General features: G+C 62.9%; 23 protein-coding genes and 1 pseudogene. 7 read left to right on the top strand and 17 right to left on the bottom strand.

All coding sequences use genetic code 11. The features are described 5' to 3' along the window. Positions 1-3: 3 nt before the first annotated feature. Positions 4-327 (top strand): hypothetical protein, encoded by a 324-nt coding sequence (locus AMB_RS08885; RefSeq protein WP_011384159.1) that lies wholly within the window; start codon positions 4-6, stop codon positions 325-327. A gap of 138 nt (positions 328-465) precedes the next feature. Further along, a complete protein-coding gene (locus AMB_RS08880; protein ID WP_043743968.1) occupies positions 466-966 on the top strand; it encodes a hypothetical protein in 501 nt (166 codons plus the stop codon). Positions 967-972: 6 nt separating this feature from the next. On the opposite strand, the gene AMB_RS08875 is transcribed toward AMB_RS08880, so the two are convergent. The 16 genes from AMB_RS08875 to AMB_RS24335 all read right to left on the bottom strand — a co-directional run bounded on the left by AMB_RS08875 (position 973) and on the right by AMB_RS24335 (position 13,291). Next, complete coding sequence (locus AMB_RS08875; RefSeq protein ID WP_011384157.1) at positions 973-1,605, bottom strand: regulatory protein GemA; 633 nt, start codon at positions 1,603-1,605, stop codon at positions 973-975. Further along, positions 1,602-2,831, bottom strand: a complete 1,230-nt coding sequence (locus tag AMB_RS26975; RefSeq protein ID WP_407636041.1) for a DNA cytosine methyltransferase — start codon at positions 2,829-2,831, stop codon at positions 1,602-1,604. Before AMB_RS26975 ends, AMB_RS08875 begins: the two co-directional genes overlap by 4 nt. A gap of 42 nt (positions 2,832-2,873) precedes the next feature. Then, complete coding sequence (locus AMB_RS08860; RefSeq protein WP_011384155.1) at positions 2,874-3,203, bottom strand: hypothetical protein; 330 nt, start codon at positions 3,201-3,203, stop codon at positions 2,874-2,876. 2 nt (positions 3,204-3,205) lie between these two features. Then, positions 3,206-3,409: a hypothetical protein gene (locus tag AMB_RS08855; protein ID WP_011384154.1), complete on the bottom strand. Its 204-nt coding sequence runs from the start codon at positions 3,407-3,409 to the stop codon at positions 3,206-3,208. Between the two features lie 2 nt (positions 3,410-3,411). Further along, a complete protein-coding gene (locus AMB_RS08850; protein ID WP_011384153.1) occupies positions 3,412-3,690 on the bottom strand; it encodes a hypothetical protein in 279 nt (92 codons plus the stop codon). 5 nt (positions 3,691-3,695) lie between these two features. Beyond that, on the bottom strand, positions 3,696-4,532 hold the full coding sequence (locus AMB_RS23330; protein WP_011384152.1) for a ParB N-terminal domain-containing protein: 837 nt from the start codon (positions 4,530-4,532) through the stop codon (positions 3,696-3,698). A 54-nt stretch (positions 4,533-4,586) separates the two neighbouring features. Continuing rightward, positions 4,587-5,090, bottom strand: a complete 504-nt coding sequence (locus AMB_RS08840) for a helix-turn-helix domain-containing protein (protein WP_011384151.1) — start codon at positions 5,088-5,090, stop codon at positions 4,587-4,589. A 72-nt stretch (positions 5,091-5,162) separates the two neighbouring features. Then, the gene (locus AMB_RS08835; protein ID WP_011384150.1) at positions 5,163-5,366 is read right to left on the bottom strand and encodes a hypothetical protein; all 204 of its coding nucleotides are present in this window, start codon (positions 5,364-5,366) and stop codon (positions 5,163-5,165) included. Between the two features lie 4 nt (positions 5,367-5,370). After that, positions 5,371-5,760 (bottom strand): acyl carrier protein, encoded by a 390-nt coding sequence (locus AMB_RS08830; RefSeq protein ID WP_011384149.1) that lies wholly within the window; start codon positions 5,758-5,760, stop codon positions 5,371-5,373. A gap of 4 nt (positions 5,761-5,764) precedes the next feature. Beyond that, positions 5,765-6,061, bottom strand: coding sequence for a hypothetical protein (locus tag AMB_RS08825; RefSeq protein ID WP_011384148.1), 297 nt, complete (start codon positions 6,059-6,061; stop codon positions 5,765-5,767). A gap of 2 nt (positions 6,062-6,063) precedes the next feature. Continuing rightward, positions 6,064-6,447, bottom strand: a complete 384-nt coding sequence (locus tag AMB_RS08820; RefSeq protein ID WP_043743962.1) for a hypothetical protein — start codon at positions 6,445-6,447, stop codon at positions 6,064-6,066. Then, positions 6,357-9,974 carry a phage tail length tape measure family protein gene (locus tag AMB_RS08815; RefSeq protein ID WP_011384146.1) on the bottom strand — a complete coding sequence of 1,206 codons (3,618 nt, stop codon included), beginning with the start codon at positions 9,972-9,974 and terminating at the stop codon, positions 6,357-6,359. The genes AMB_RS08820 and AMB_RS08815 overlap by 91 nt, the downstream gene beginning before the upstream one ends. 11 nt (positions 9,975-9,985) lie before the next feature. After that, positions 9,986-10,915 carry a Mu-like prophage major head subunit gpT family protein gene (locus AMB_RS08810; protein ID WP_011384145.1) on the bottom strand — a complete coding sequence of 310 codons (930 nt, stop codon included), beginning with the start codon at positions 10,913-10,915 and terminating at the stop codon, positions 9,986-9,988. A 3-nt stretch (positions 10,916-10,918) separates the two neighbouring features. Then, on the bottom strand, positions 10,919-11,965 hold the full coding sequence (locus AMB_RS23325) for a phage protease (protein WP_011384144.1): 1,047 nt from the start codon (positions 11,963-11,965) through the stop codon (positions 10,919-10,921). Further along, positions 11,958-12,659, bottom strand: coding sequence for a hypothetical protein (locus AMB_RS08800; protein ID WP_011384143.1), 702 nt, complete (start codon positions 12,657-12,659; stop codon positions 11,958-11,960). The genes AMB_RS23325 and AMB_RS08800 overlap by 8 nt, the downstream gene beginning before the upstream one ends. 455 nt (positions 12,660-13,114) lie before the next feature. Continuing rightward, positions 13,115-13,291: a helix-turn-helix transcriptional regulator gene (locus tag AMB_RS24335; protein WP_011384141.1), complete on the bottom strand. Its 177-nt coding sequence runs from the start codon at positions 13,289-13,291 to the stop codon at positions 13,115-13,117. A gap of 202 nt (positions 13,292-13,493) precedes the next feature. On the opposite strand from AMB_RS24335, the gene AMB_RS08795 reads away from it, so the two are divergent. From AMB_RS08795 to AMB_RS24325, 5 genes and pseudogenes are all read left to right on the top strand, one after another. After that, complete coding sequence (locus AMB_RS08795; RefSeq protein WP_011384140.1) at positions 13,494-14,078, top strand: hypothetical protein; 585 nt, start codon at positions 13,494-13,496, stop codon at positions 14,076-14,078. 63 nt (positions 14,079-14,141) lie between these two features. Next, on the top strand, positions 14,142-14,723 hold the full coding sequence (locus tag AMB_RS08790; RefSeq protein WP_011384139.1) for a DNA-binding protein: 582 nt from the start codon (positions 14,142-14,144) through the stop codon (positions 14,721-14,723). 1,023 nt (positions 14,724-15,746) lie between these two features. Further along, complete coding sequence (locus tag AMB_RS24330) at positions 15,747-16,079, top strand: helix-turn-helix transcriptional regulator (RefSeq protein WP_322095844.1); 333 nt, start codon at positions 15,747-15,749, stop codon at positions 16,077-16,079. A gap of 14 nt (positions 16,080-16,093) precedes the next feature. Continuing rightward, complete coding sequence (locus AMB_RS25125) at positions 16,094-16,948, top strand: replication protein (RefSeq protein WP_148207362.1); 855 nt, start codon at positions 16,094-16,096, stop codon at positions 16,946-16,948. A gap of 295 nt (positions 16,949-17,243) precedes the next feature. After that, a pseudogene (locus tag AMB_RS24325) lies at positions 17,244-18,115 on the top strand (IS5 family transposase). Positions 18,116-18,669: 554 nt separating this feature from the next. Here the strand turns inward: AMB_RS24325 and AMB_RS23745 are convergent. After that, a complete protein-coding gene (locus AMB_RS23745; RefSeq protein WP_083763603.1) occupies positions 18,670-19,029 on the bottom strand; it encodes a helix-turn-helix domain-containing protein in 360 nt (119 codons plus the stop codon). Positions 19,030-19,098 lie beyond the last annotated feature (69 nt).

The raw sequence follows: 19,098 nt of genomic DNA, 5'->3' as shown, positions 1-19,098 counted from the left end.
AACATGCGGACGTGGTGGGAATCGCTGGGGCCAATGGCCCGGGCTGGACTGGTCTTTGCCGTGCTGATCACCCTCATGACCATGTTCGGAATGGTCGAGCGGACCCAACGTCCGGTGTTCCCCCCGGTTTTCGTGTCGGTGGAACAGAGAGTCTTCTTTGCGCTGCGCAAAGGCGATTGCCTCGACGCGGTCCGGGTGGGAACGCTGCAGCTCCCCGAGCGCGCCGATCCGGGCGAGTTCTGCCACTACCGCGCCGGGCTGGATGCACAGTGCCGGCAGGACGGAGGAAACAAGGCGACCTGTGTCAACGCCGGGCCAAGCCATTAATCGTCCCCGTAGCGACGGCAGGCGGCGATCCCGCCGCCGGCCATGGCGGGCTGGACCTCGTCCAGGGCGTGGGTGGCCAACAACAAGGCCGCGGTAAGCAGGAATATGGAGTCGGAAATAGATGAATGGATAGTCTGGATGAATATCAACGCTGGCGCGGCCGGTTGGTTCCAAGGTGTTACCGCCCTGGGAGCGATTATGGTCGCTATGGTCATGCCCCAATGGCATGAACGGACCCGGCAAAGGGCGGAATTGGCTCGGCACCTCGATGCTTTGGCGGCAGTTTCCACACATGCTGAGAGCCTTGTCCTTGCGGCCCAGATGGGGCTGAGCGGCAATTCGGTGCAAGGGTATGTCGAGATGGGACATGACCAGAGGTCCTTCGATTATGCCCAGAAGGCTCTCGAAGACATTGTCTTGCACGAACTTCCCAGCAGCCAGTTGGTGGCCAACGTCATCGCCTTGAGGCGTGAAGTGGCGGCAGCGAACGCTGTGACAAAACTCGCTATAAAGTATTGCGACGACAGAGATTTTGATTGGAATTATCTGGTCGATGTTTTCCCTGATATCGCTGCCAGAGCCCACGACGCAGCCCTCGCTATCCGGAATGCGCGCTACTTTTTGGTCAACAGCCTCTGACATGGCTCAGTCCCCCTTCGCCGCCCGCAACCGGGCGCCGAGGTCGGTGATCAGCAGGTCCAACTGGGCTGTGGAGCAGAAATGCACCGACGCCACTTTGACCAGGCTATAGGCGTGGGCGCCGAGGTCGATGGCGGGGGCGGTGCCGGCGGCCGACAGAATGCGCCATTGGGCGGCCAGCACGGCGCGGCGGCCTTTGAAGGCCGGTTGAAGCTTGTCGAAATCGGCCCAGCACACCCCGGCCCGCGTGCACCAGTCCTTCAGCGCCTCGATGATGGGGGCGGCTTCGGCGGCGCGGACGAAGCGCAGATCGGCGACACCATGCTGGCGCTCGACGAACTGGCGCAGCGCCGATTCGCGGGGGTCATCGACCTCTCCCAGGTTATGGAGCGAGATCCACAGAGCGCGGGCCAGCTTGGCATGGGGCGACTGGGCGGCGCTGGCCGGCGCCGGATTCCGGGTGCCGCCGTTGAGGTGGTCGAGCACCTGGCGCAGCTGGGCGTCGGTGCAGTCCTTGGCCGAGCGTTTGCCGGTCTGGACCTCCAGCATGTCGCGGTAGGCATCGTCGTCCAGGCCCTTGGCCTTGGCGGCGGCATGGATTGCGGCGTTGAGGGCGCGGCGGGCGGGGGTGGTGGTCATTCAGCAGCCTCCGCCATGGGCGAGAGCATCGTGCAGAGTGCGGAACGCGAGCGCAGCAGCCAGAGGGTAAACCCCGTTACCGGTGAGCCGCAGTCGGTCCACCCGATGGGCCATTGCATGAGCCACTCCACAAAGCGCGGGTTCAAGCGTCGGGTCGAGGTCGAGAACTTCGCCCCAGCGGGGATCTGCCGGGCCAGGGGCGGCGAGAGGCAGTGCTCTACGAAGTTGGGCAGCTGTTGCCCCCGATTCGTCCCGGTGTTTCTCCTGTCCTGGCTGTCCTGGCTGTTTGGTGCCCGCCAGTCCCGTGCCGCAGGTGTCGGCCAGATGGCCACCACATCCTTCAGGTCCGCCCTGATGCCGCCAGGAACATTCGTATTGCGGCCAGGACGATCCTTCTTCGGACGGGGTGGACGGGGTGGACCGCAGTCGACAACCTGAGGCGTCGGCCAGGTGGCCACCTGCCGGGACAGGGAGTGCAGTCCGGCCTTCAGTTTCGGCGTCCAGTGGGCAGCCCCCCCCGCTTCCCATCCGAGGCCTGCGGCGTCCTCCAGACATTGGCCTGTTGGGTCAAGCTCATGGCGTCCTTGCGGCCCGTCACGGCGACACGGCCGGGATGTTCCGCCTCCGATGACCGTGGGGTGTTCCACAGGGCCACAGTGTCCTCCAGACGGAAGTTTCTCGGGTCCATGCCGCGTTCCGGCGACCCCGCCCCTTTGGAGGCAGACACGCGAGGAGTGGGCCAGGATGAAAAGCCGCTCTCTCTGGTGGCTCGCGCCTGCTTCAAACGCCGTGAACAATCCCGCCGCAACGCGGTAGCCCAGGCCTTGAAGGTCGTCGAGCACGACGGGGAAGGAGCGAGATAGATGGGGCCCGACGTTCTCGAAGAACCCCCATTCGGCCCCGGTATCATCGAGGATGCGGCGGAAATGGGGCCACATCCAGCGTGGATCATCGACGCCGCGCCGCCGGCCGGCGTTGCTTTCGCCCTGGCACGGGTATCCGCCAGAGACGAGATCCACGATTCCACGCCACGGGCGGCCGTCGAAGGTGGCAACGTCGTCCCAGACAGGAGCCGTATCCAGGGACGCATCCGCCATCCGCGCCACGAGAGTGGCCGCAGCACCGGCTTCCCGCTCGACGTAACCCACAGTCCGGTATCCGGGCAGGGCGATGTGGAGCCCCAATTCGAGGCCCCCAGCCCCGGCACATAAAGCCAAGCCATGCATCATCCCCTCACTCGGGTTTCGTGGTCGCGGATCTTGTCGAGATCAGCCATGGGACACCTCGGGGATCGGCGATCCCAGGCGGCGCCAGGCGTCACGGCCGGGGGCAGTGGAGCCGGCGCGGGCTCGGAGCTTTTCCCAGGCGATCAGCCTGTCGGCGGCCAGCTCCAGGGCTTCGGGCGGAGTGATGATCATCTCGCCGGGCTCGGGCCGGTAATGCAGGCCGGGGGCGAGCCAGCAGCCGACAAGGCTTTCGTTGAAGAGGCCGGTGCCGTCGGCCTCGGTGCCCCAGCGCCCCGAGAGGACGGTGAGCTTGGTATCGTTGCGCCCATAGAGGTGGGCGAGGATTTCGCTTCGGCGTGCCCAGGTCATCATGGTCAGCCCTCCGCCTCCGTGAGGCAATCAGCGGTGGTCTCGTCGATCTCGCGGGCGAAGGCGGCCAGCGTCTCGGCATAGCGGTCGGCGGCGCCGACGATGTATTGGTCGACATCGTCGTAGCGCAGCGCGATGGAGCGCAGGGACTTGATGGCGGTATCGACGTTGCGGCGGCTCTGGGCGGCCATTTGCTTGGGCGTGGGCATGATCATCCCCTGGTCCGGGTTTCGTGGTAGCGGTTGAGCGCGTCCCGGATGTCCGGCCAGCTGAGGCCGGAATCCTCGGCGGCGGCCAGAACGCGCATCAGGTCGATCTTGGGGTCGGGCTGCTCGGCCGCCTGATGCAGGGCCAGCGGGGCGAGGACGCTGCGCAGATCGGCGGCGGCCTGCTGGAAGGCCCGGCCGCTGTCCGACCTGGTGCCGAGCACCCGGGCGCCGATCCGGGCCAGATTGTCCACGCGCATCAGGACATCGAGCAGCCGGGCCATGATGATTAACGTCCAGCCATCAGTTGCTCGCGGGTCGGCGGCGCGATGCGCCCTCCGTCCACCATGCTGGCCGAGGCTTTGGGTGCCGCGTCGACGGCCCGGGCGATCCGCTGGGCCAGCTCACTGGTTCCAGCCGATCCACGGTAACGCAGGTTCAGTTCGCCGGAATCACGGCCCCGGAGCCAGTTCTGGATTGCGGAAATAGAGTTCGGCTTGGCCATGGCGGCCGCCGCCGCCGCCTGGAGAACCACGGCGGTCGCGGCACCGGGCCGTCCCTCGCAGGCATGGCCAGCGGCAATCACCCCGGCGCGGGCGGCCGGGTTGCCGCCCTTGACGATCTTTTCCAGGGTTGCCAGGGCGAGGGTTTGCCCCGCCCCCATGCGATCTTTCTGGACGGGATACTTGGGGATGGCCAGCCGGGCTTCGTCGCACAGGCCCTGCACCTCGATGGCCAGCGGATCGCGGGCGGCCAATCGGGCATGGAACAGGGTGTACGGATTGACCTGCACCCGGACCTGATTGGTGGCGACGAAGATGGCCGCCTGCTCGGCCATGGTCGCCTGATGGACGACGATGCAGGGAACGGTCTTGATGTCGAGGCGCCGGGCGGCCTCGACTCGGTGCTGACCATCGATGATCAACCAGCCTTCGTCCTTTTGCGTCACCAGGGCGGTACCGAAGCAGGACCATTTGAAATTTCCGACAATCTGGTCGATGGCCTTCTGGCTGGCCCGGCTGTCGATCTTGCGTTGGTAGGCTTCGTCGACGGACAGCAGGGCGACCGGCAGCCATCCCAACTCGGGGCGCTGACCGAAGTCCATCACGGTGGGGGGAGTGTCCATGGTGATCTCCTGAATAGTGTCCCGGCGCCGATGGCCGGCGCCGGGAGGCTGGTGTCAATCGTCCAGGGGCGCGAGCAACGCCATGGACTTGATGAGGTCGTAGATCCGGCGGCGCTGCTGCTCGGGGACCCGGTAATAGGCGCGCACCAGTTCGAGGGTTTCCCGCTTCATCATGGGATCGGGCTCGAACCCGGCCGGAGTCTCGGACGGTTCGGCCGAGCCCTTGATGATGTTCACCGGACTCTGGGCCTGCACCTGGTCCGCCATGTCGTCGAAGAAGTAGGAGATGGGAACGTCCAGCACACGGGACAGGTCGAACAGGCGCGAGGCGCCGATACGGTTGGCGCCGCGCTCGTACTTCTGCACCTGCTGAAAGGTCAGCCCGATGGCCTCGCCCAGCTTTTCCTGGCTCATGCCCAGCAAGGTGCGGCGCAGGCGCATACGGCCGCCCACATGGACGTCGACGGGATTGGGGGCGCCGTCGTCGAGGCGACCACGGGTGGAAACGTTGCGGGGGCTTTTCGGAATGGTGCCGGAACCGGCGGACATGCTATTCATGGTGCTTCTCCTGATATCGCGGCGCTTGCCGCTGTGAAGGCCGGTCCCGTTGCAGCGGGGCCGGCCAAATCCTTATGAGGCGCAGGCCACCGCCAGGGCGGCCTTGGCGATGTCGGAAACGGGGGCGATGTCGGAAACGGGGTGGCCGAGGATGTGCCGGGCCATGGCCTCGGCCACCGGCGCCGGGATCAGCAGGGTCTCGTTGCCCCAGCGCATCTCGAACGTGCCGGCACCCTTCCAGCCATAGGTCAAAGTGGCCTCGGTCCTGGTCTGCATGGGATCAGCCCTCCCCTTCGCTCTGGGGGATGCCGGCTTCCACCGTGTCCAGGGTAAGGATCTCGCCGGACTCCCCGGGCAGCAGCTGCAGGGCGATCTGGTCGGCCAGCCCTCGGAGCGTGCCCCAATCCGCCTCCAGGGGGATGGGGCGGCCGAAGTGGTCCTCCAACTCCAGCTCGATGTGAGCCCGGGTGAGGCCGTCGATGCCAAGATCGGTGCAGGTCCGGTCGAGGGCGATATCCGTCCCGTCGTCGACGTGGCGGGCAACGGCGAGCAGCACCGCGGCGTCGATCTCATCGCGGCGGGCCTCGGCGGCGGCGATGCAGGAGGCGCACAGGTCAGCGGGAGATGCGCAGGCCTGGCAGGCGGGAAAGGTGCGGGAATGCTGGGCCATGGCGTCAGTTCCTCAATGGCGGTTCACGATAGGGGCCGGCCAGCGGGACGGGATATGTCCACCCCCCCCCCGCAGGCTCGATCACCTGGCACAGGCTGGCGAGGCGCACGTCGGTGCCGCCGACGGTGTGGCGCAGGGTCAGGGTGGTGCGATTGATCTCGATCACCTCGGCCGTGCCGGCAAAGTAGTGATGGTGATAGCCGCCGGGCGACCAGGTGGCGTCGGGAGGGATCGGCTCGTAGGCGTGGGTGACGGTGTCGCCCACCTTGATCTCGCAGCCGTTGAAGTCGATGAGGGCCATGGTCAGGACTCCTTGGTGGATTCAGGGCGCAGATTCGCCTCGGCATTGGCCATGGCACGGTCCCAAGCCGTGGCGGATGCTACGGCGATGGCGGCGATCTTGATCAGGCGGTCGCGGTAGTCGGCGGCGGGTGCAGCGGAGTCATAGGGATCGGCCAAACGGTCAATGTGACGACGCAGCAACTGGCGCCAATCATCGGCATCATGTCCGTCGTCATGCTCGGGGCCGCCCCATTGCACGTCCTGGGCACAACGCTCGGCGACGATCTGCTGCAGAACCTTCGGCATGCCGTCGGTCACCCGCTCGATCCTGTCGCAGGCGTACTCGTCCCCCTCGATCTCGATGGCGATGTTGATGACGGCGCTGGACCGGCGTTGCCCCTCCACCCACACCTCCATGGCGTGGTTATAGGCCACGGCATAGTCGTGGCGCGGGCGGGAGCCTCGCTCGACGGCTCAGGCATTTTCCAAATGCCGTTGTTCCTGGTCATCTCCAGCGGCAGGCCATAGGACGGCATCGAGCGCATCAGGCCGCGCAACGGATCGGCGATGTCGGCCGGCAGTACCATTTCCTTCTTGTGCAGCAGCGCCGGGGCGTTGTCCTCGGGCACTTCGCCCCAGCCGCGCTCTGCCACCGCCACCGCGCCCAGCCACGCCTCGGTCGAGGCGTAGGCTTCGGCCGCCGCCGCTGGCGCCAGGGCCGGGCCGACGATGGGGATGGCGCAGATCGACGCGTAGGCGGCGGCGGCGGCACGGGCGGCGTCGGCGCTGATGGAGCCGGCAGCGGCGATCTGCGACTCCATGATGGCCGTGGTGGTTTCCTCGGTCACCGCCGCCGTCTGCTGGGCCGCCGAACTCTCGGTAGAGAGCGCCATGGCCAACTGGTTTTCAGCCCAGTCCATGGCGATTTCCAGGCCCTTCTCGGCATACTTGGTGGCGATGCCCTCCAGCGCGCGACCGAACAACTGCTGCATGGTCATGGTGCCTTGTAGGACGCCGCTGACCATGGTGCTCATGGCGCCCTTCATGGGGGCGGTCCATTCCGAGATCACGCGCTTGTGCTCGGCCAGTTGCTGAGCGTCGAGCTTCTTCAGGTCCAGCGCCCGCTTCTGGTCCAGCTTGGCCAGGTCGTTCATGGCCCGCTGATATTCGACGGTGCCCTGGCGATAGAGCGCCTTGCGGTCGTTGAGCGCCTTCTTTTCGAGCGCGTATTCCTGGTCCTTCAGCTTACGCAGCTGTGCGATCTGCTCCAGCGCCGAAATCTGGCCGGTCTGCTGCTGGATGGCCAGTTCCTCGGCCTGAAGCGCCAGGCTGTCACGGGCGAACTGCCGCTTGGCCTCGGCCTTCTCGCGCTCAATGCGCTTGGTCTGTTCAGCCGCCTCGCGCTCCATCTCGCCGATCTTGCGGAGCGCGTCCTGGTAGTCCTTGGACCGCTCGCCCATCTGGGCCTTGACCAGGTCGGCCTCGCGCCGGGCGATGGCAATGCGCTCGGCGCTGCCATTCTCGGCGGCCTGGCGCTGGCGCTCCAGGTCGGCCAGGTTGGTGCGGTAGATGTCGTCGTCGACCGCCTTCTGGGCCTGGGTCTTGCGGCGCAGGATCTGGTCGTAGTCCTTGGTGCCCTGCTGGGCGGTGGTCAGCGCCTTCGCCCAGAAGTCGCGCTCGATGACATGCCACTCCTCGGCCGAGTGGCGTTCCATGTCGCGGCGGCGATCCAGTTGCGCCTGCAGACCCTGCAGGGCGGTCTCGGCGCCGCCCTTGTCGCCGATCTCGGCCTTCTGCCGCTCGGCTTCGCCACGAGCCTGGCGGATACGCTCCAGTTCGGCGCGCTCGGCCTTCAGCCTGTCCAGCTTGGCCTGGTCGCCGCCGGCGTCCTTCTCGTCCTGGGCGATGCGGGAAACCAGGGCTTCCTCGCCCCGCTTCAGCTCGTTGATCTTGCCCTGCAGATCGGCGCGGCGCATCTCGTCCGAGCGGTACTGCTCGGCCAGGTGCATGGCCCGCTTGATCGACTCGTCCTCGGGCTGCCTTTGGGGTTTGTCGGCCGCCGGAGCCGGGGCATGCTCCTCGGGCTTGGACCAAGAAAGCCACGGCGCCTTTATGTCGCGCGCGGTATCAATCACCCCCTTGAGGTGGCCCTGCATGGCGGCGGTGTGGGTTTCCCATTCGCGGGCGATGTCGGCCGGGGTGCGCTTCAGCATCTCGGCGGCCTGGGCGAAATCGCCCTTGGCCGCGAGCGCCATGGCGGAAATGGCATTGGCCACCGAAGCCGCCACCGGACCGACGATGGCGCGGGCCGCCTCATCCAGGTACTCCAAGGTTTCGATCAGCATCTTGACGATGTCGATCACGCCCCAGAATGCCTTCCCCAATTCCTCCGCCGGAGTGCGCATGACCTCCAGGGCGGAGGCCACGGAGTGCATCATAGAGGCCAGCACGTCGCCCTCGTGCGAGGTGCCGGTCATGGCGTCGCCCAGAAGCCGCAGGTTGTTGGCGGCCTCTTTGGCGGCCAGTTGAAACGGGGTCAGGCTGTCCTTGGCCGCCTGCTCCATGGCATCGCCGAATGCCCTGGCGGCGGCGGTGCGGGCACCCATGATGTCGCCTGCACGTTCCAACTCGGCCACCATGGCCAGCGTGGCCGCCGATACCCTGCCGGTGTTCTTGTCCACCTCTTCCAGCATCTTGGACGGGGTTGAGAGCGCGTTGCCCAGCTTGGCCGCCGCCGCCGGCGCCTCCTCGCCAGTGACCGCCACCCAGCCCTCCATGCCCCGCACCATGTCGGCCATGATGGAGGGAGTGACGCCCCGCATCTTGGAGAAGGCCACAACCACCTGCTCTGCGCCCTCGCGAGCAATGCCGTTCATGTCCTGGAGCTGCTCCATATAGGCTTTCAGTTCCGCACGCGAAATCTGGGCCGCCGCCCCGGTGGCTTTGAGGTTCGCCTCGGACTGGGTCAGCGCCTGGTTGAGCTTTTCGTGGTGAGCCAGCACCTCGCCGCTGACGTAGGCCACGGCGGCCAGGGCACCGACCTGGCCCATCAGTGCCAGGCTGACGCCGCCCATGCGCTCTGCCAGCACCATCATCGAACCGGGCATGCGAGAAATGTTGCCGCTGACCGCCTCATGGGCCAGGACGATCAGTTCACGCCGGGCGCCGACGCTGGCGAAGGACAGCTTCTCGGTGGCTTCGGCCGATTCCTTGATCTTGGTGGCCTGCTTGCCGGCGGAGCTGGCGGCCTCGTCGTAGGCCACCTTCATCTGGGGCACCAGCTGGTTGGCGTAGCCGATGTCCATGTTGCCCGCGCGAATCTGCTTGTTGACCTCCTCGACCGCCTCGCGGAACGAGCCAAACCGCTTGGTCATCTGATCGACGGTCGGGGCGAACGAGCCGAAGCCGCGCTCGCCTCCCGAGGCCAGCGCCTCGTTGAGCGAGCGCACGCTGTCGCTGGCACGGCCGGCGGCGGCGGCGGCGCTGGCCAGAGACGTGGTGGTGCGAGCGGCGGCGCTTGCGGTCTCGGTGGCGGTCACTGCCGCCGCCTGGCGCACCTGGTCTCCCGAGGCCGCCAGGTCGCGGTTGGCGGCGGCGGCGATGGTGGCGCGCTCCGCTGAAACGTTAACCGCGTCGGCAGATTGCTGTATGGCCGCCGACATCTGCGGAACCGCCTGGGCGGCGGCGGAAAACTGGGCGTTCTGGGCCGCCACTTGGGCGGAAACCTCGCGCACCATGTCGCCCAGAGCCTGCATTTTCTGCCGCAGTTCCTCGACGCTCTGGGCCTGCTCATGGGCGTTCTGTCCGGGGCCGCCTTCCCCGGCGGCCTTGGACTTGTCCGCGAACTGATCGACGGCGCCTGCCGCCTGCTGCACAGCAGCCTGAAATTGGCTGATATCCGCGCCGAAGGTGACAAACACGCCGTCGGTCATGGTCGTTTCCCTTACAGGTACGGGGTGGAGAGGATTTCAGCGGCATCCTTCCATTCGTTCGCCACCTGGACGGGCGCCGAGACGCCGTTATTGTCGATGATGACGATCCGGTTTTCGTTCTTCAGCACCCGGCGGGCCGCGCCCTCCAGTTCGCTCGGGCAGATGAGATGGGTGGGGGTGATGCCCAGCTTCCGCCCGCCGTCACCCACCATCTTGGTCATGGCGGCGCGCGCCGCTTCGAAGTTGTCGTGGTTGAGCTCGGCCTTGCTGCCGAAGGCCAACTGCCAGAGGCCGAAGCCCACGTTGGAGCGGCCGTCGCACCCATACACGTACTCGTTCTGCCAGAAGACGTTATGGTCGTTCGGCGCCGTCAAACTGACGAAGCGGTAGGCCCGGCGCTTCTGGTAGACCAGCGGACGCAACGCCCGGCTGGCATCGATCAGGAACCAGGGGGTGCCGTTTCCGGCCTGCATGTTGCTGAAGGGCTCGACGGTATTGGGGGTCAGATCGATGGGATGCTCTTCGGAGAAAAACGGCTTCTCATCATAGCAGGTCGCGGAGAAACCCTTCTTCATCAGGTCGTAACCCAGGCGATCCGGATGGATGGCGGCCTCTCGACCCATTTCCGTCATCAGCGGAGAGAAAAGACCGTACTGATCGTCTTCGATGGCGTTGCCGGGGACTTTCACCGTCATCTCGAAATTCTTGTTCTTGATGGTGAAAGACCAGCGGGAAAGGCTCTGAATAACCCGGTCACCCACCCATTCCCGCAACATGGGGAATGAGCCGAGCCAATTGTAGTTTTCTTCGCCGGTGGTGCTGGGCACCTCCATGGCGACGGTGGAAATGGTCGGCTTGGCGAGTCCCAGGCCCTTGTTGAAGGCCGTATTGAACCCGGTGAAAATGTCGCCAAGATTGGCGCCGCCGCGAGTAGCCAGCATGATTTAGCCCTTCTTCGTCTTGAGGAATTCGTCTTCGGAAATGCCCATGGCGCTGCACACGGCCATTTGGGAATTGGTGAGGGCGCCGGTTTTCTCGGGAGGAACGGGCGGCTTCCCTTCAAACGGGGACGTGAAGAGGTGACTGAAGACGGGCGGCATGGAGTTGATGAAGCCCTGGAACCGTTCCGGGTCCTGGCTCGCCAGGGAGACCGCCCACGGGCGCATGCCGGGAGTGATCTTTCCTTCCAACATGGCCGAGTTGATGGCCTGTTCGACCTGGGCGCTGTTCAGCTGCTGGCGCAGGGAGACCGCGAGGGCGGAAACTTCCTGGATGGCGTTCGCGGCGGCGATGATGTCGGCCGACTGACAGGCCGTTTCACCCTTGTCGTTCGCCTTGGACGTCAGCGCGCCCAGCACGCCCGAGGGAGGCGTCCCATCCGGCAAGCCAAGATAAGACGCGAAGGCTTTGCAGAGCTTCCCCAGGTCGGAACAGCAACTGACGAAGGTGTCGTCGTTCGTGCCGTCAAAACCAAGAGCAGACTTGGCCCGAGACAGTGTATCGGAAGTCATAGTTTCTCCTTGGCTGCACAGCGCCGTAAGTTCGAGGTTGGGGGTGAGCGTAAGACCGGCGCCGTCAATGCGGATGACTTCACCATTGTCTTTGCGATGAATGATGACGGGGGACAGGTAGCGGTACGCCTTATCGGCCAGAAGACGAGAGGCGGTGGATGTCCACTCCACATTTCCCCAAATCCCATCTTCTCTCGCTTCCAGGCTGTCCAACTTGATCCATCCGGCGGCGGGGATCGGGCCGGACAGAACATTCTTCCCCAGGACGCTCTGGTGTTCGTAGTCGATGGGAAGGTCAACGGCGCGGTGATGGGATTGGGTGGCGGTGATGACGGCCTTTGCGTCACCCAGCGTCCAGGGACCGCGCCCATCGCGGCCGCTGAAGGTGCCGAAGGGAAGAAGGTGGACTCGGGCGGGCGCACTGCCATCTGCGGGCAGCGGTTGGGCGTGGCAGGCGACGAGAAAACCGGCGTCAGGCATTGCCCACCCCCTCGGCATGGGCGCCAATCGCGCCAGGGCCGTTGAATTTCGCGTTCAATAAATCGGGGGCGCCTGGGGGTGCTGCGAACGACGAATCGGCTTCGGCGGGCGCCGTGGCGGGAAAATCGACGTACTCGGCTTCATTGGGGAAGATCATCGCCCAATAGCGGGCGAAATCGCCCGCGAACGGGGCAATGGTCAGGGGGCGGCGCGCCCGGCGCAGCTTGCCCCGGTAATTGTAGACCGAGCGTTCGCAGCCGCCCAACGCAAGGGCGAGTTCGCTGACGGGCTTTCCGCACCCATCGGCCCAGGCGACGAATCCCATACTGTAGAAGGTGTGGAACTCCGCCAGGATCATCGGCAGAACGACTTGCTCCCCCGACGTGCCAAGCCCGTTGACGAGGGCGCGCGCTTGATCCTCCCCGATAAGCCCCGCCAGGATGGTCTTGCCCAAATCCTGTCCACCCTTGGGAAAATTGAATTTTACCCCTCCGTACCGCTTCCCGATGCGATAAAGCGAAGCGATGGAAACGTGGCGGATGATTTCTCCGGAACGCTCGGAAATGGAGGCTGAGAACTGGACGGGGTTTCCTTCGCAGAATTTGACAACGGCAGTGTCTCCTCGCTCGCCGTCCGTAATGATGGCGGCTGACAGCACCGTTTTACGTGCTGCGACATATCTTTCGTTTGCCATTGCATCCCCTTGCGTTTATGGGGATGAAAGTATTCTGCCTTGACTTCTCCAATCAGGATGAACCAGTTCATCATGATTTCCTGCATCATGCAGAATTACGGTATTCCCATCCGGCGCCTACGGCGCCGTAGGGAACGGGCGGTGCGAGCCTCGTGAAGGCCAATCGCCCACCTCCCGGCGCGGCGGGTCCTGGGGAGTGACCCGCCGCATCGGGGCGCCCCCCCACGGCAACCAGGTGGTTGGTGTTTCTCCGGCGGCGAGGGGAAAATCGTCCACCCCTCGCCGTTCGGCGCGGCCCTGGCCGTGGCCTTCGTGACAACCGGGAAATCGCCGGTCCGGTTGGGAGCGCCTTCGGGCTGTCCGTTACGGGGAGAGTGGCGTACCCCCTCGGAGGCCACGGCCAAGGCCGCGCCAGCGTGGCGCAAATGATGAACGCGCGCGCGAGGAGGGGGAGGTTACGGCTTCAGCCGAACGCCGCGTTCGATGAACTCGACACCCGCCGCCTCAAGGGCGCGCTGGATCGCGGCGAGGGTGGAGGCTTTGGGGTCGGACACACCGCGTTCGATGTTGTTGAGCGTCGCCAGCGAAATGCCTGCTGCCTTTGCAAGGTCGGCCTGCTTCATAGCGATCATGGCGCGGGCGCCACGTATTTGGTGCGATGTGACCATGCCCCCTTATAGCGCGGGAACCGTGTCACGTAAAGCAAACTAGGCGCCACACCTAGATTTTGATTGACGCCTTGCGGACTAGGCATTAAACCTAAAAAAGCGGCCCGGTGGGGTGCTGTAACACCGTCACCGAGCCTGACCACAACCCGATTTGGAGCATCGGCTCATGGCTGCTCAATCTCTTAACACAATGCACCTTTACGGCGCCATGGCGCGCCTGGAAACCGCCACCAAAATCATGGCGCTGATCTCCGACCTTCTCGCCGAACGCCGCGATGGAGAACTCCACCTGACCCACGCGGGGGCGAACGGCCTGTACGACCTGACGGCCGAATGCAGCCGATCCACCCGCGACCTGCATGACGCCCTCGGGGCCGCGGCGGAGCGGGAGGACAACACCGCCCTGACCGAGGCTGCCAGCCGCGCCATCTTCGAGCGGGGTTATCGGGAGGGCTATGCGGTTGCCGTCACCGAACCGGGCATTCCCGTCGTCGCAGAGCGGGAATCGGCCCTCGCCTACGGGGTCAAGCTCGGCTTCATGTGCGGCTGGCGGGAGGCGGCCGAGGGCGGCACCAACCGCGCGGCGGCTTGCCAACAGGCGGTGGACGACGCCCTTCGCGTCGCCTTCCGGGCGCCCGGTTCTGAGGAGGAGCGGGTTCCCGAGGCCGCGCCCCCCGGCCCATCCTTGACCGAACCCGTTCCCGACGCGGAACGCGCCGATCTCCACCCACAGGCCCGGCAGTCGGCGTGATCCGGCCAAAGGCAGAGGGGGCGGGCCGATGGTCCGCCCCCTTCGTTCGACAGGGGATATGTCATGGACAAAGGACAGGACAGCTTCGACCTTTCGGTCACCATCCCGGCGTCAGAACTGGCGCAATTGCGCCGCCGGGTCCTATACCTTGAAGCCGCGTTGATCCAGGTCATACGCGACCAACGGCGGATCAAGGAGTGGTTCACCGCCGCCGAGTTGGTGGCGCTCCGCCTGCCCGGCCTGCCCACCAGCAAGGCGGCAGTCACCCGAATCGCCAGGGAACAGGGATGGACCACGGAAAAGGTGCCATGCCAGGGCGGGGAGCGGCACGCCTACCACTTCACCAGCCTGCCCCGCCGTGCGTTCCAGGGGCTGATCGACATGGTACTGGCGCCCCCGCCCGGCGCCGTCGCCCCCGTTGACCAAGTGCCGGAGCTGCCCGAGCCGGAACCGGCGCCGATGCCCCCGCCCAACGCGGCGCCCCCGTGGGTGCTCCCCTTGATGCGGATGATCCGCCACCAGGGCGCTGCCAACGTCGCGGAGGCCATCCGCGAGCTTCCGGCCTTCCTGCCGCCGGGCGTCGCCTGCCCCAGCATGGGAGAGGCCATGGAGGTGCTGCGGGCGCTGGGCATGGTGGCAAGCTGAGGGGGAAAGGGCACCTTCGCGGACGGCCATCACCCTCTATCGGAAGCGCATTCTGGAGGCGTCGATTTACTGACCGTCCATTATGGCGAAATCGGCAGGGGCGCCCACCGTGGCGCCCCTTTTCGTTGATTTCCGCCAACACCACAGATGGCGACTGATTTTCAATTCTTATTTAATTCGAATATATTCTTCACATTGATTGCGCACTCACAGTTTTTCGGCTTATTCGCCCGGTTCAAGGTAATGTTCAATAACATCAACCCAAGGTGGAATGTCACACCTGCGATCCGTCAGGATGTCCATTTTCGTCAACAACGCATTGATATGACGAGAAACACGGTCGTTTGACAGGTTGGACGAACTGGGAACGCCTGTTTCCCCCTGGCGCCTCCAAGAAGTTAAACTTTCAATTCCATAATGGGCTGAATTTTCGGTGGAATTTAGGGTTTTCCCAGAAATCCCGTGGGCCACGAATAAGTGTCGCTCCGAGACGATTTATGTGTCGCGGTGGCCTGAAGCGAATCCGGTTGTATCCGACCGCGCGGCGCCTGCGCCCATCGGCGCTCCCGACCGCCGCCAAAAATCACGAAATCGACGCCATGGCGGTTCTCCGGGCCGCTGAGGCCAAAAGCGCGGTGACGGCCCTCTCCCAAGGGAAACAGGCTTACGCGGCCACAGTGGCGCCGCGCACCGCGTTTTGGCGTCCATCCCACGACATCCCGTCACATCTCGGCTTGTCCCGCCATCCGGGCACATCCGGTGTCATCCGGGGTCATCCGGTGTCTCAGTTGTCCTAAGCCTAACTGTCGTGTCACAAAAAGCGCCCCGCTCAAGCCTAAAGCCCCCCCAAAATCCCCATCCGAGAACATCACTCAGCACACAGCAGGGAGGCGAACCGCCAACATCGCCATAACTCATTGTTTTATATGCATATTTATACACAGAACCTTGAGAAATGCGCCACTCTTGACAGGAGCCTTATGTATTACGACAATATAGCATCACACAACATAAGGTAACATCATGCATAACAGCGCACATCACACAGACAATACCGGCAGAAAACGACTTCGCATACTGAAAAAGCCGAATTTGTTGGGATATACAAACAGTAAACCAACATTAAAAACTCCAATGCAAACGTTTGCAGACTCAAGAGACCCAGAACTACGATTATATAATGAAGGAGAAGCCGCCCTTATCCTTGGCGTTACGAAACGGGCAACGCAAGCCTGGAGGAAGAAAGGCGGGGGACCTCCCTTCGTCAAGCTTTCCGGGAGAGCAATCAGGTATCGCGCCAGCGATCTTATAAAATTCATCCAAGATCGCACCTATGGATCAACGTCAGAATACTGAGGATAGTGAGAAAAATGACCACGTCGCACGAGAGAGAAGCGTACAAGACCCAAGGAAATCCAAGCCTAAATGACTTTATGTCATTCATACATGAGGAAGTATGGTTCTACCTTAGTGCAATTGAATACAAGGTTCTGATGTTTATTATCATGAGAACAATACGCTTTCACAAGAAAGAAGAAGCCATTCCGCTCTCACATTTCCTGGGAGGCGTCTGGGGGAAGGAAGACATCGGAAAATGCTATATGCAAGCACTTGTCGGCGAAAAAGCCGCACATACACTGGGAAAAACAACACTTTACAAGGCGTTTGACCGGCTAGAAAAATTAGGCCTGATCAAGCGCACCAGCACGGGGCGAGCCACAATTTACGCCCCGACATGGAGGCCAGGGATTGCCGCAGAACTCCACTTTGAAAAATTCGGCTGCGGCCGAAACTTCGAATTGCGCAAAGGGTTAAATAAATACAGAAAGATCATTTCAGAGAAAAAAGAGGATGCGCCTCAAGCTTGCTCACGTAGAAGAGAAAGAGAGGTTATATTTTCAGAAGGTGGCGTATGCATTGAGCGAACATATATAGAGTACCCACAAACACACATTGACGACAACATGAATTCTAAGAATATGGATGCTATTTATGGCGCACAGGACAATAATGCTTATATTAATTATTATTTCAATTATTATAAAAATGGGAAATGGGACACGATACCCCGCAACATAAATGGCGAAATCAACCCAATGTTTTTGCAGCCCATAGCAGGGTTACGGATACTTCCCAAGCCCAATCACCTTCAGAAGGCGTCCGCCAATAGCCGAACACCAGCCGTTCGCCTACGCAAACTACGCCACCCCAAACCGAACAACTGATGTTCGGATATTGGCGGAACATAAATACAGAAGTAAATGTAATATATAGTGTAATCATATGGATTATGATGGCCGCCCAGAAGTCAGGTCGGCAGAATTTTTCTACTTACATAAAATGTATACACCGCAATATTAGCAATTATATGTCATACCAGTACCTGTTATCATGTTTGAAAATTCACAAATCAACGATGGACGGCTATGAAATCTTTGATGCGACAACGACTCTTGCCTATTGTTTAATCTTAGAGGCCGTCCGGAAGGTTCTTGAATCAGGTGAATCGGTTATGATTCCATGGGTCTCCAGAGAAATGCTGGGGGCGCCATGTGGACCAAGGACAACCGACGGCTCTATGAGCGGAGCGGACTTCGCTATCCAAGTGATCTGACGGATGAGGAATGGTCGCTGGTGGCGCCGCTGATCCCACCGGCAAAGCGCGGCGGGCGCCAGCGAACGGTGGATCTTCGTGAAGTGGTGAATGGGATCTTCTACGTGTTGATGACCGGTTGCCAGTGGCGAGCATTGCCCACGGACCTGCCGCCCAAAAGCACGGTGCATGAATATCTTGGGCTGTGGGAATGGGATGGCACGCTGGCACGCCTCCATCACGCCCTGTTCATCGAGGTGCGGGAACTCTCCGGCAAAGAAGCCAGCCCGACGGCGGCGATCATAGACAGCCAGAGCGTCAAGGGCGCGGAAAAAGGGGGGCGCGGATTGATCCATCGGGCTACGACGCTGGGAAGAAGGTCAAAGGCAAGAAGCGGCACATCGTCGTCGATACGCTTGGCTTGATCCTCGCGGCTCATGTCCAACCGGCCGATGTCCAGGATCGTGATGGCGGATTGCCGGTCCTCAAGGAGGTCCGGCGCCTCTTCCCCTTCATCGTTCGGGTGTTCGCTGATGGCGGCTACCAGGGGGCCGCCACCGCGGCAGCCGTCCGCGCACTCGGGGCGTGGCACCTGGAAATCGTCAAACGCTCCGACACCGCCAAGGGGTTCGAAGTTCTGCCAAAGCGGTGGATCGTTGAGCGCACCTTCGGGTGGCTGGGGCGTTGTCGCCGTCTCGCCAAGGACTTCGAGAATCTCGCCAGGATGGCGCTGGCGTTTCTTCGCCTCGCCATGATCCGCCTCATGCTGCGAAGGATAGCAAGACACCGGAAATCATAGGAAACTTCACGGACGGACTCTTAGATTTCAAAAACCAAAGTGCGATTTCTCCGCAATGAAAATTTTGGCCCCTTTTTGTGGGGATGATTTGGCTGTAATTTGCCTGCCGCTTAGAGGGGGGACGTAGCCCTCTGGTCGATATGCCCGCAGACGCAATCACGGCTGCAAACGTTTGCAAGGCGATTTGAGGCAAGACACGGCGTGTGCCTTACCGGCAGCCAATCAGCAGTCCGCTTATCTGATTTGGCGCTGCGAACGGCGCGGCCCATTGCGCGGCCCTCTTCCGCATTGGGCAGGGCACCCACGCGATGCCCGCCCAGCACCGTCCCACGGGCCTTTGCAGCGGCAAGGGCGGCCTTTGTCCGCTGAGAGGTCATCTCTCTCATGCTCGGCGACAGCGGCAAGAATGGCCGCCACAATCTTGGTAAACACCGCGTGGGCGTGGGCGTGGGCGTTCACCTCCATTGCCGTGGCGATTAGGAGCAATTCGAGCACATCAATCCACCGCAGACCGTTCTCGATAGATGACACGAACGATTGCGGCACGTCCTGGCTCAGGGGCTATTATCCCCGTTCCCACTCTGCGTTTTGATCGCTTCCATGATGGAAACCGACAGTCGTAGCTCCGCGTCGGTCAGTTCCTCCCCCAAACTCCGCAAACGGTGCTCAAGCTCCAGCCTGTTGCGGGCGACAGCGCGGGGGGTACCGATATCCTCGAAAAAGAAGGTCATGGGGGTGTCGAGTTCCTGAGCGATCCGGGCAAGGGTGTCCAGAGGCGGTGTTACGTGCCCTCGCTCGATATTGGAAATGCTCTCCGCAGTCTTATCAACCCGTTCGGCAAGTTGCTCCTGCGTGAGGCTGCGCTTCAACCGCGCTGCCCGCACCTTCAACCCGATCTGCTGTTTTAGGTTCATGCTCACGCCCCGATTGTCGTTCGGGACGAAACTGCTTGACCATCGAACAGCGTTATGGCTGCTTTCACC

Origin of the sequence: Paramagnetospirillum magneticum AMB-1 (assembly GCF_000009985.1) — a bacterium.
Taxonomy (GTDB): domain Bacteria; phylum Pseudomonadota; class Alphaproteobacteria; order Rhodospirillales; family Magnetospirillaceae; genus Phaeospirillum; species Phaeospirillum magneticum.
Note: the sequence above shows the minus strand (reverse complement) of the source record. Positions and strands in the feature narration are given on the sequence as shown.

Excerpts from the sequence above, each read along its gene's own strand:
- AMB_RS08885 (WP_011384159.1), top strand. The coding sequence starts at position 4 with ATGCGGACGTGGTGGGAATCGCTGGGGCCAATGGCCCGGGCTGGACTG.
- AMB_RS24330 (WP_322095844.1), top strand. The coding sequence starts at position 15,747 with ATGCATAACAGCGCACATCACACAGACAATACCGGCAGAAAACGACTT.
- AMB_RS23745 (WP_083763603.1), bottom strand. The coding sequence starts at position 19,029 with ATGAACCTAAAACAGCAGATCGGGTTGAAGGTGCGGGCAGCGCGGTTG.
- AMB_RS23330 (WP_011384152.1), bottom strand. The coding sequence starts at position 4,532 with ATGGACACTCCCCCCACCGTGATGGACTTCGGTCAGCGCCCCGAGTTG.
- AMB_RS26975 (WP_407636041.1), bottom strand. The coding sequence starts at position 2,831 with ATGCATGGCTTGGCTTTATGTGCCGGGGCTGGGGGCCTCGAATTGGGG.
- AMB_RS08850 (WP_011384153.1), bottom strand. The coding sequence starts at position 3,690 with ATGGCCCGGCTGCTCGATGTCCTGATGCGCGTGGACAATCTGGCCCGG.
- AMB_RS08795 (WP_011384140.1), top strand. The coding sequence starts at position 13,494 with ATGGCTGCTCAATCTCTTAACACAATGCACCTTTACGGCGCCATGGCG.
- AMB_RS08800 (WP_011384143.1), bottom strand. The coding sequence starts at position 12,659 with ATGGCAAACGAAAGATATGTCGCAGCACGTAAAACGGTGCTGTCAGCC.
- AMB_RS24335 (WP_011384141.1), bottom strand. The coding sequence starts at position 13,291 with ATGATCGCTATGAAGCAGGCCGACCTTGCAAAGGCAGCAGGCATTTCG.
- AMB_RS08830 (WP_011384149.1), bottom strand. The coding sequence starts at position 5,760 with ATGGCCCAGCATTCCCGCACCTTTCCCGCCTGCCAGGCCTGCGCATCT.
- AMB_RS08835 (WP_011384150.1), bottom strand. The coding sequence starts at position 5,366 with ATGCAGACCAGGACCGAGGCCACTTTGACCTATGGCTGGAAGGGTGCC.
- AMB_RS08825 (WP_011384148.1), bottom strand. The coding sequence starts at position 6,061 with ATGGCCCTCATCGACTTCAACGGCTGCGAGATCAAGGTGGGCGACACC.
- AMB_RS08790 (WP_011384139.1), top strand. The coding sequence starts at position 14,142 with ATGGACAAAGGACAGGACAGCTTCGACCTTTCGGTCACCATCCCGGCG.
- AMB_RS08855 (WP_011384154.1), bottom strand. The coding sequence starts at position 3,409 with ATGCCCACGCCCAAGCAAATGGCCGCCCAGAGCCGCCGCAACGTCGAT.
- AMB_RS08860 (WP_011384155.1), bottom strand. The coding sequence starts at position 3,203 with ATGATGACCTGGGCACGCCGAAGCGAAATCCTCGCCCACCTCTATGGG.
- AMB_RS08880 (WP_043743968.1), top strand. The coding sequence starts at position 466 with ATGAATATCAACGCTGGCGCGGCCGGTTGGTTCCAAGGTGTTACCGCC.
- AMB_RS08810 (WP_011384145.1), bottom strand. The coding sequence starts at position 10,915 with ATGCTGGCTACTCGCGGCGGCGCCAATCTTGGCGACATTTTCACCGGG.
- AMB_RS25125 (WP_148207362.1), top strand. The coding sequence starts at position 16,094 with ATGACCACGTCGCACGAGAGAGAAGCGTACAAGACCCAAGGAAATCCA.
- AMB_RS08875 (WP_011384157.1), bottom strand. The coding sequence starts at position 1,605 with ATGACCACCACCCCCGCCCGCCGCGCCCTCAACGCCGCAATCCATGCC.
- AMB_RS08815 (WP_011384146.1), bottom strand. The coding sequence starts at position 9,974 with ATGACCGACGGCGTGTTTGTCACCTTCGGCGCGGATATCAGCCAATTT.
- AMB_RS23325 (WP_011384144.1), bottom strand. The coding sequence starts at position 11,965 with ATGCCTGACGCCGGTTTTCTCGTCGCCTGCCACGCCCAACCGCTGCCC.
- AMB_RS08840 (WP_011384151.1), bottom strand. The coding sequence starts at position 5,090 with ATGAATAGCATGTCCGCCGGTTCCGGCACCATTCCGAAAAGCCCCCGC.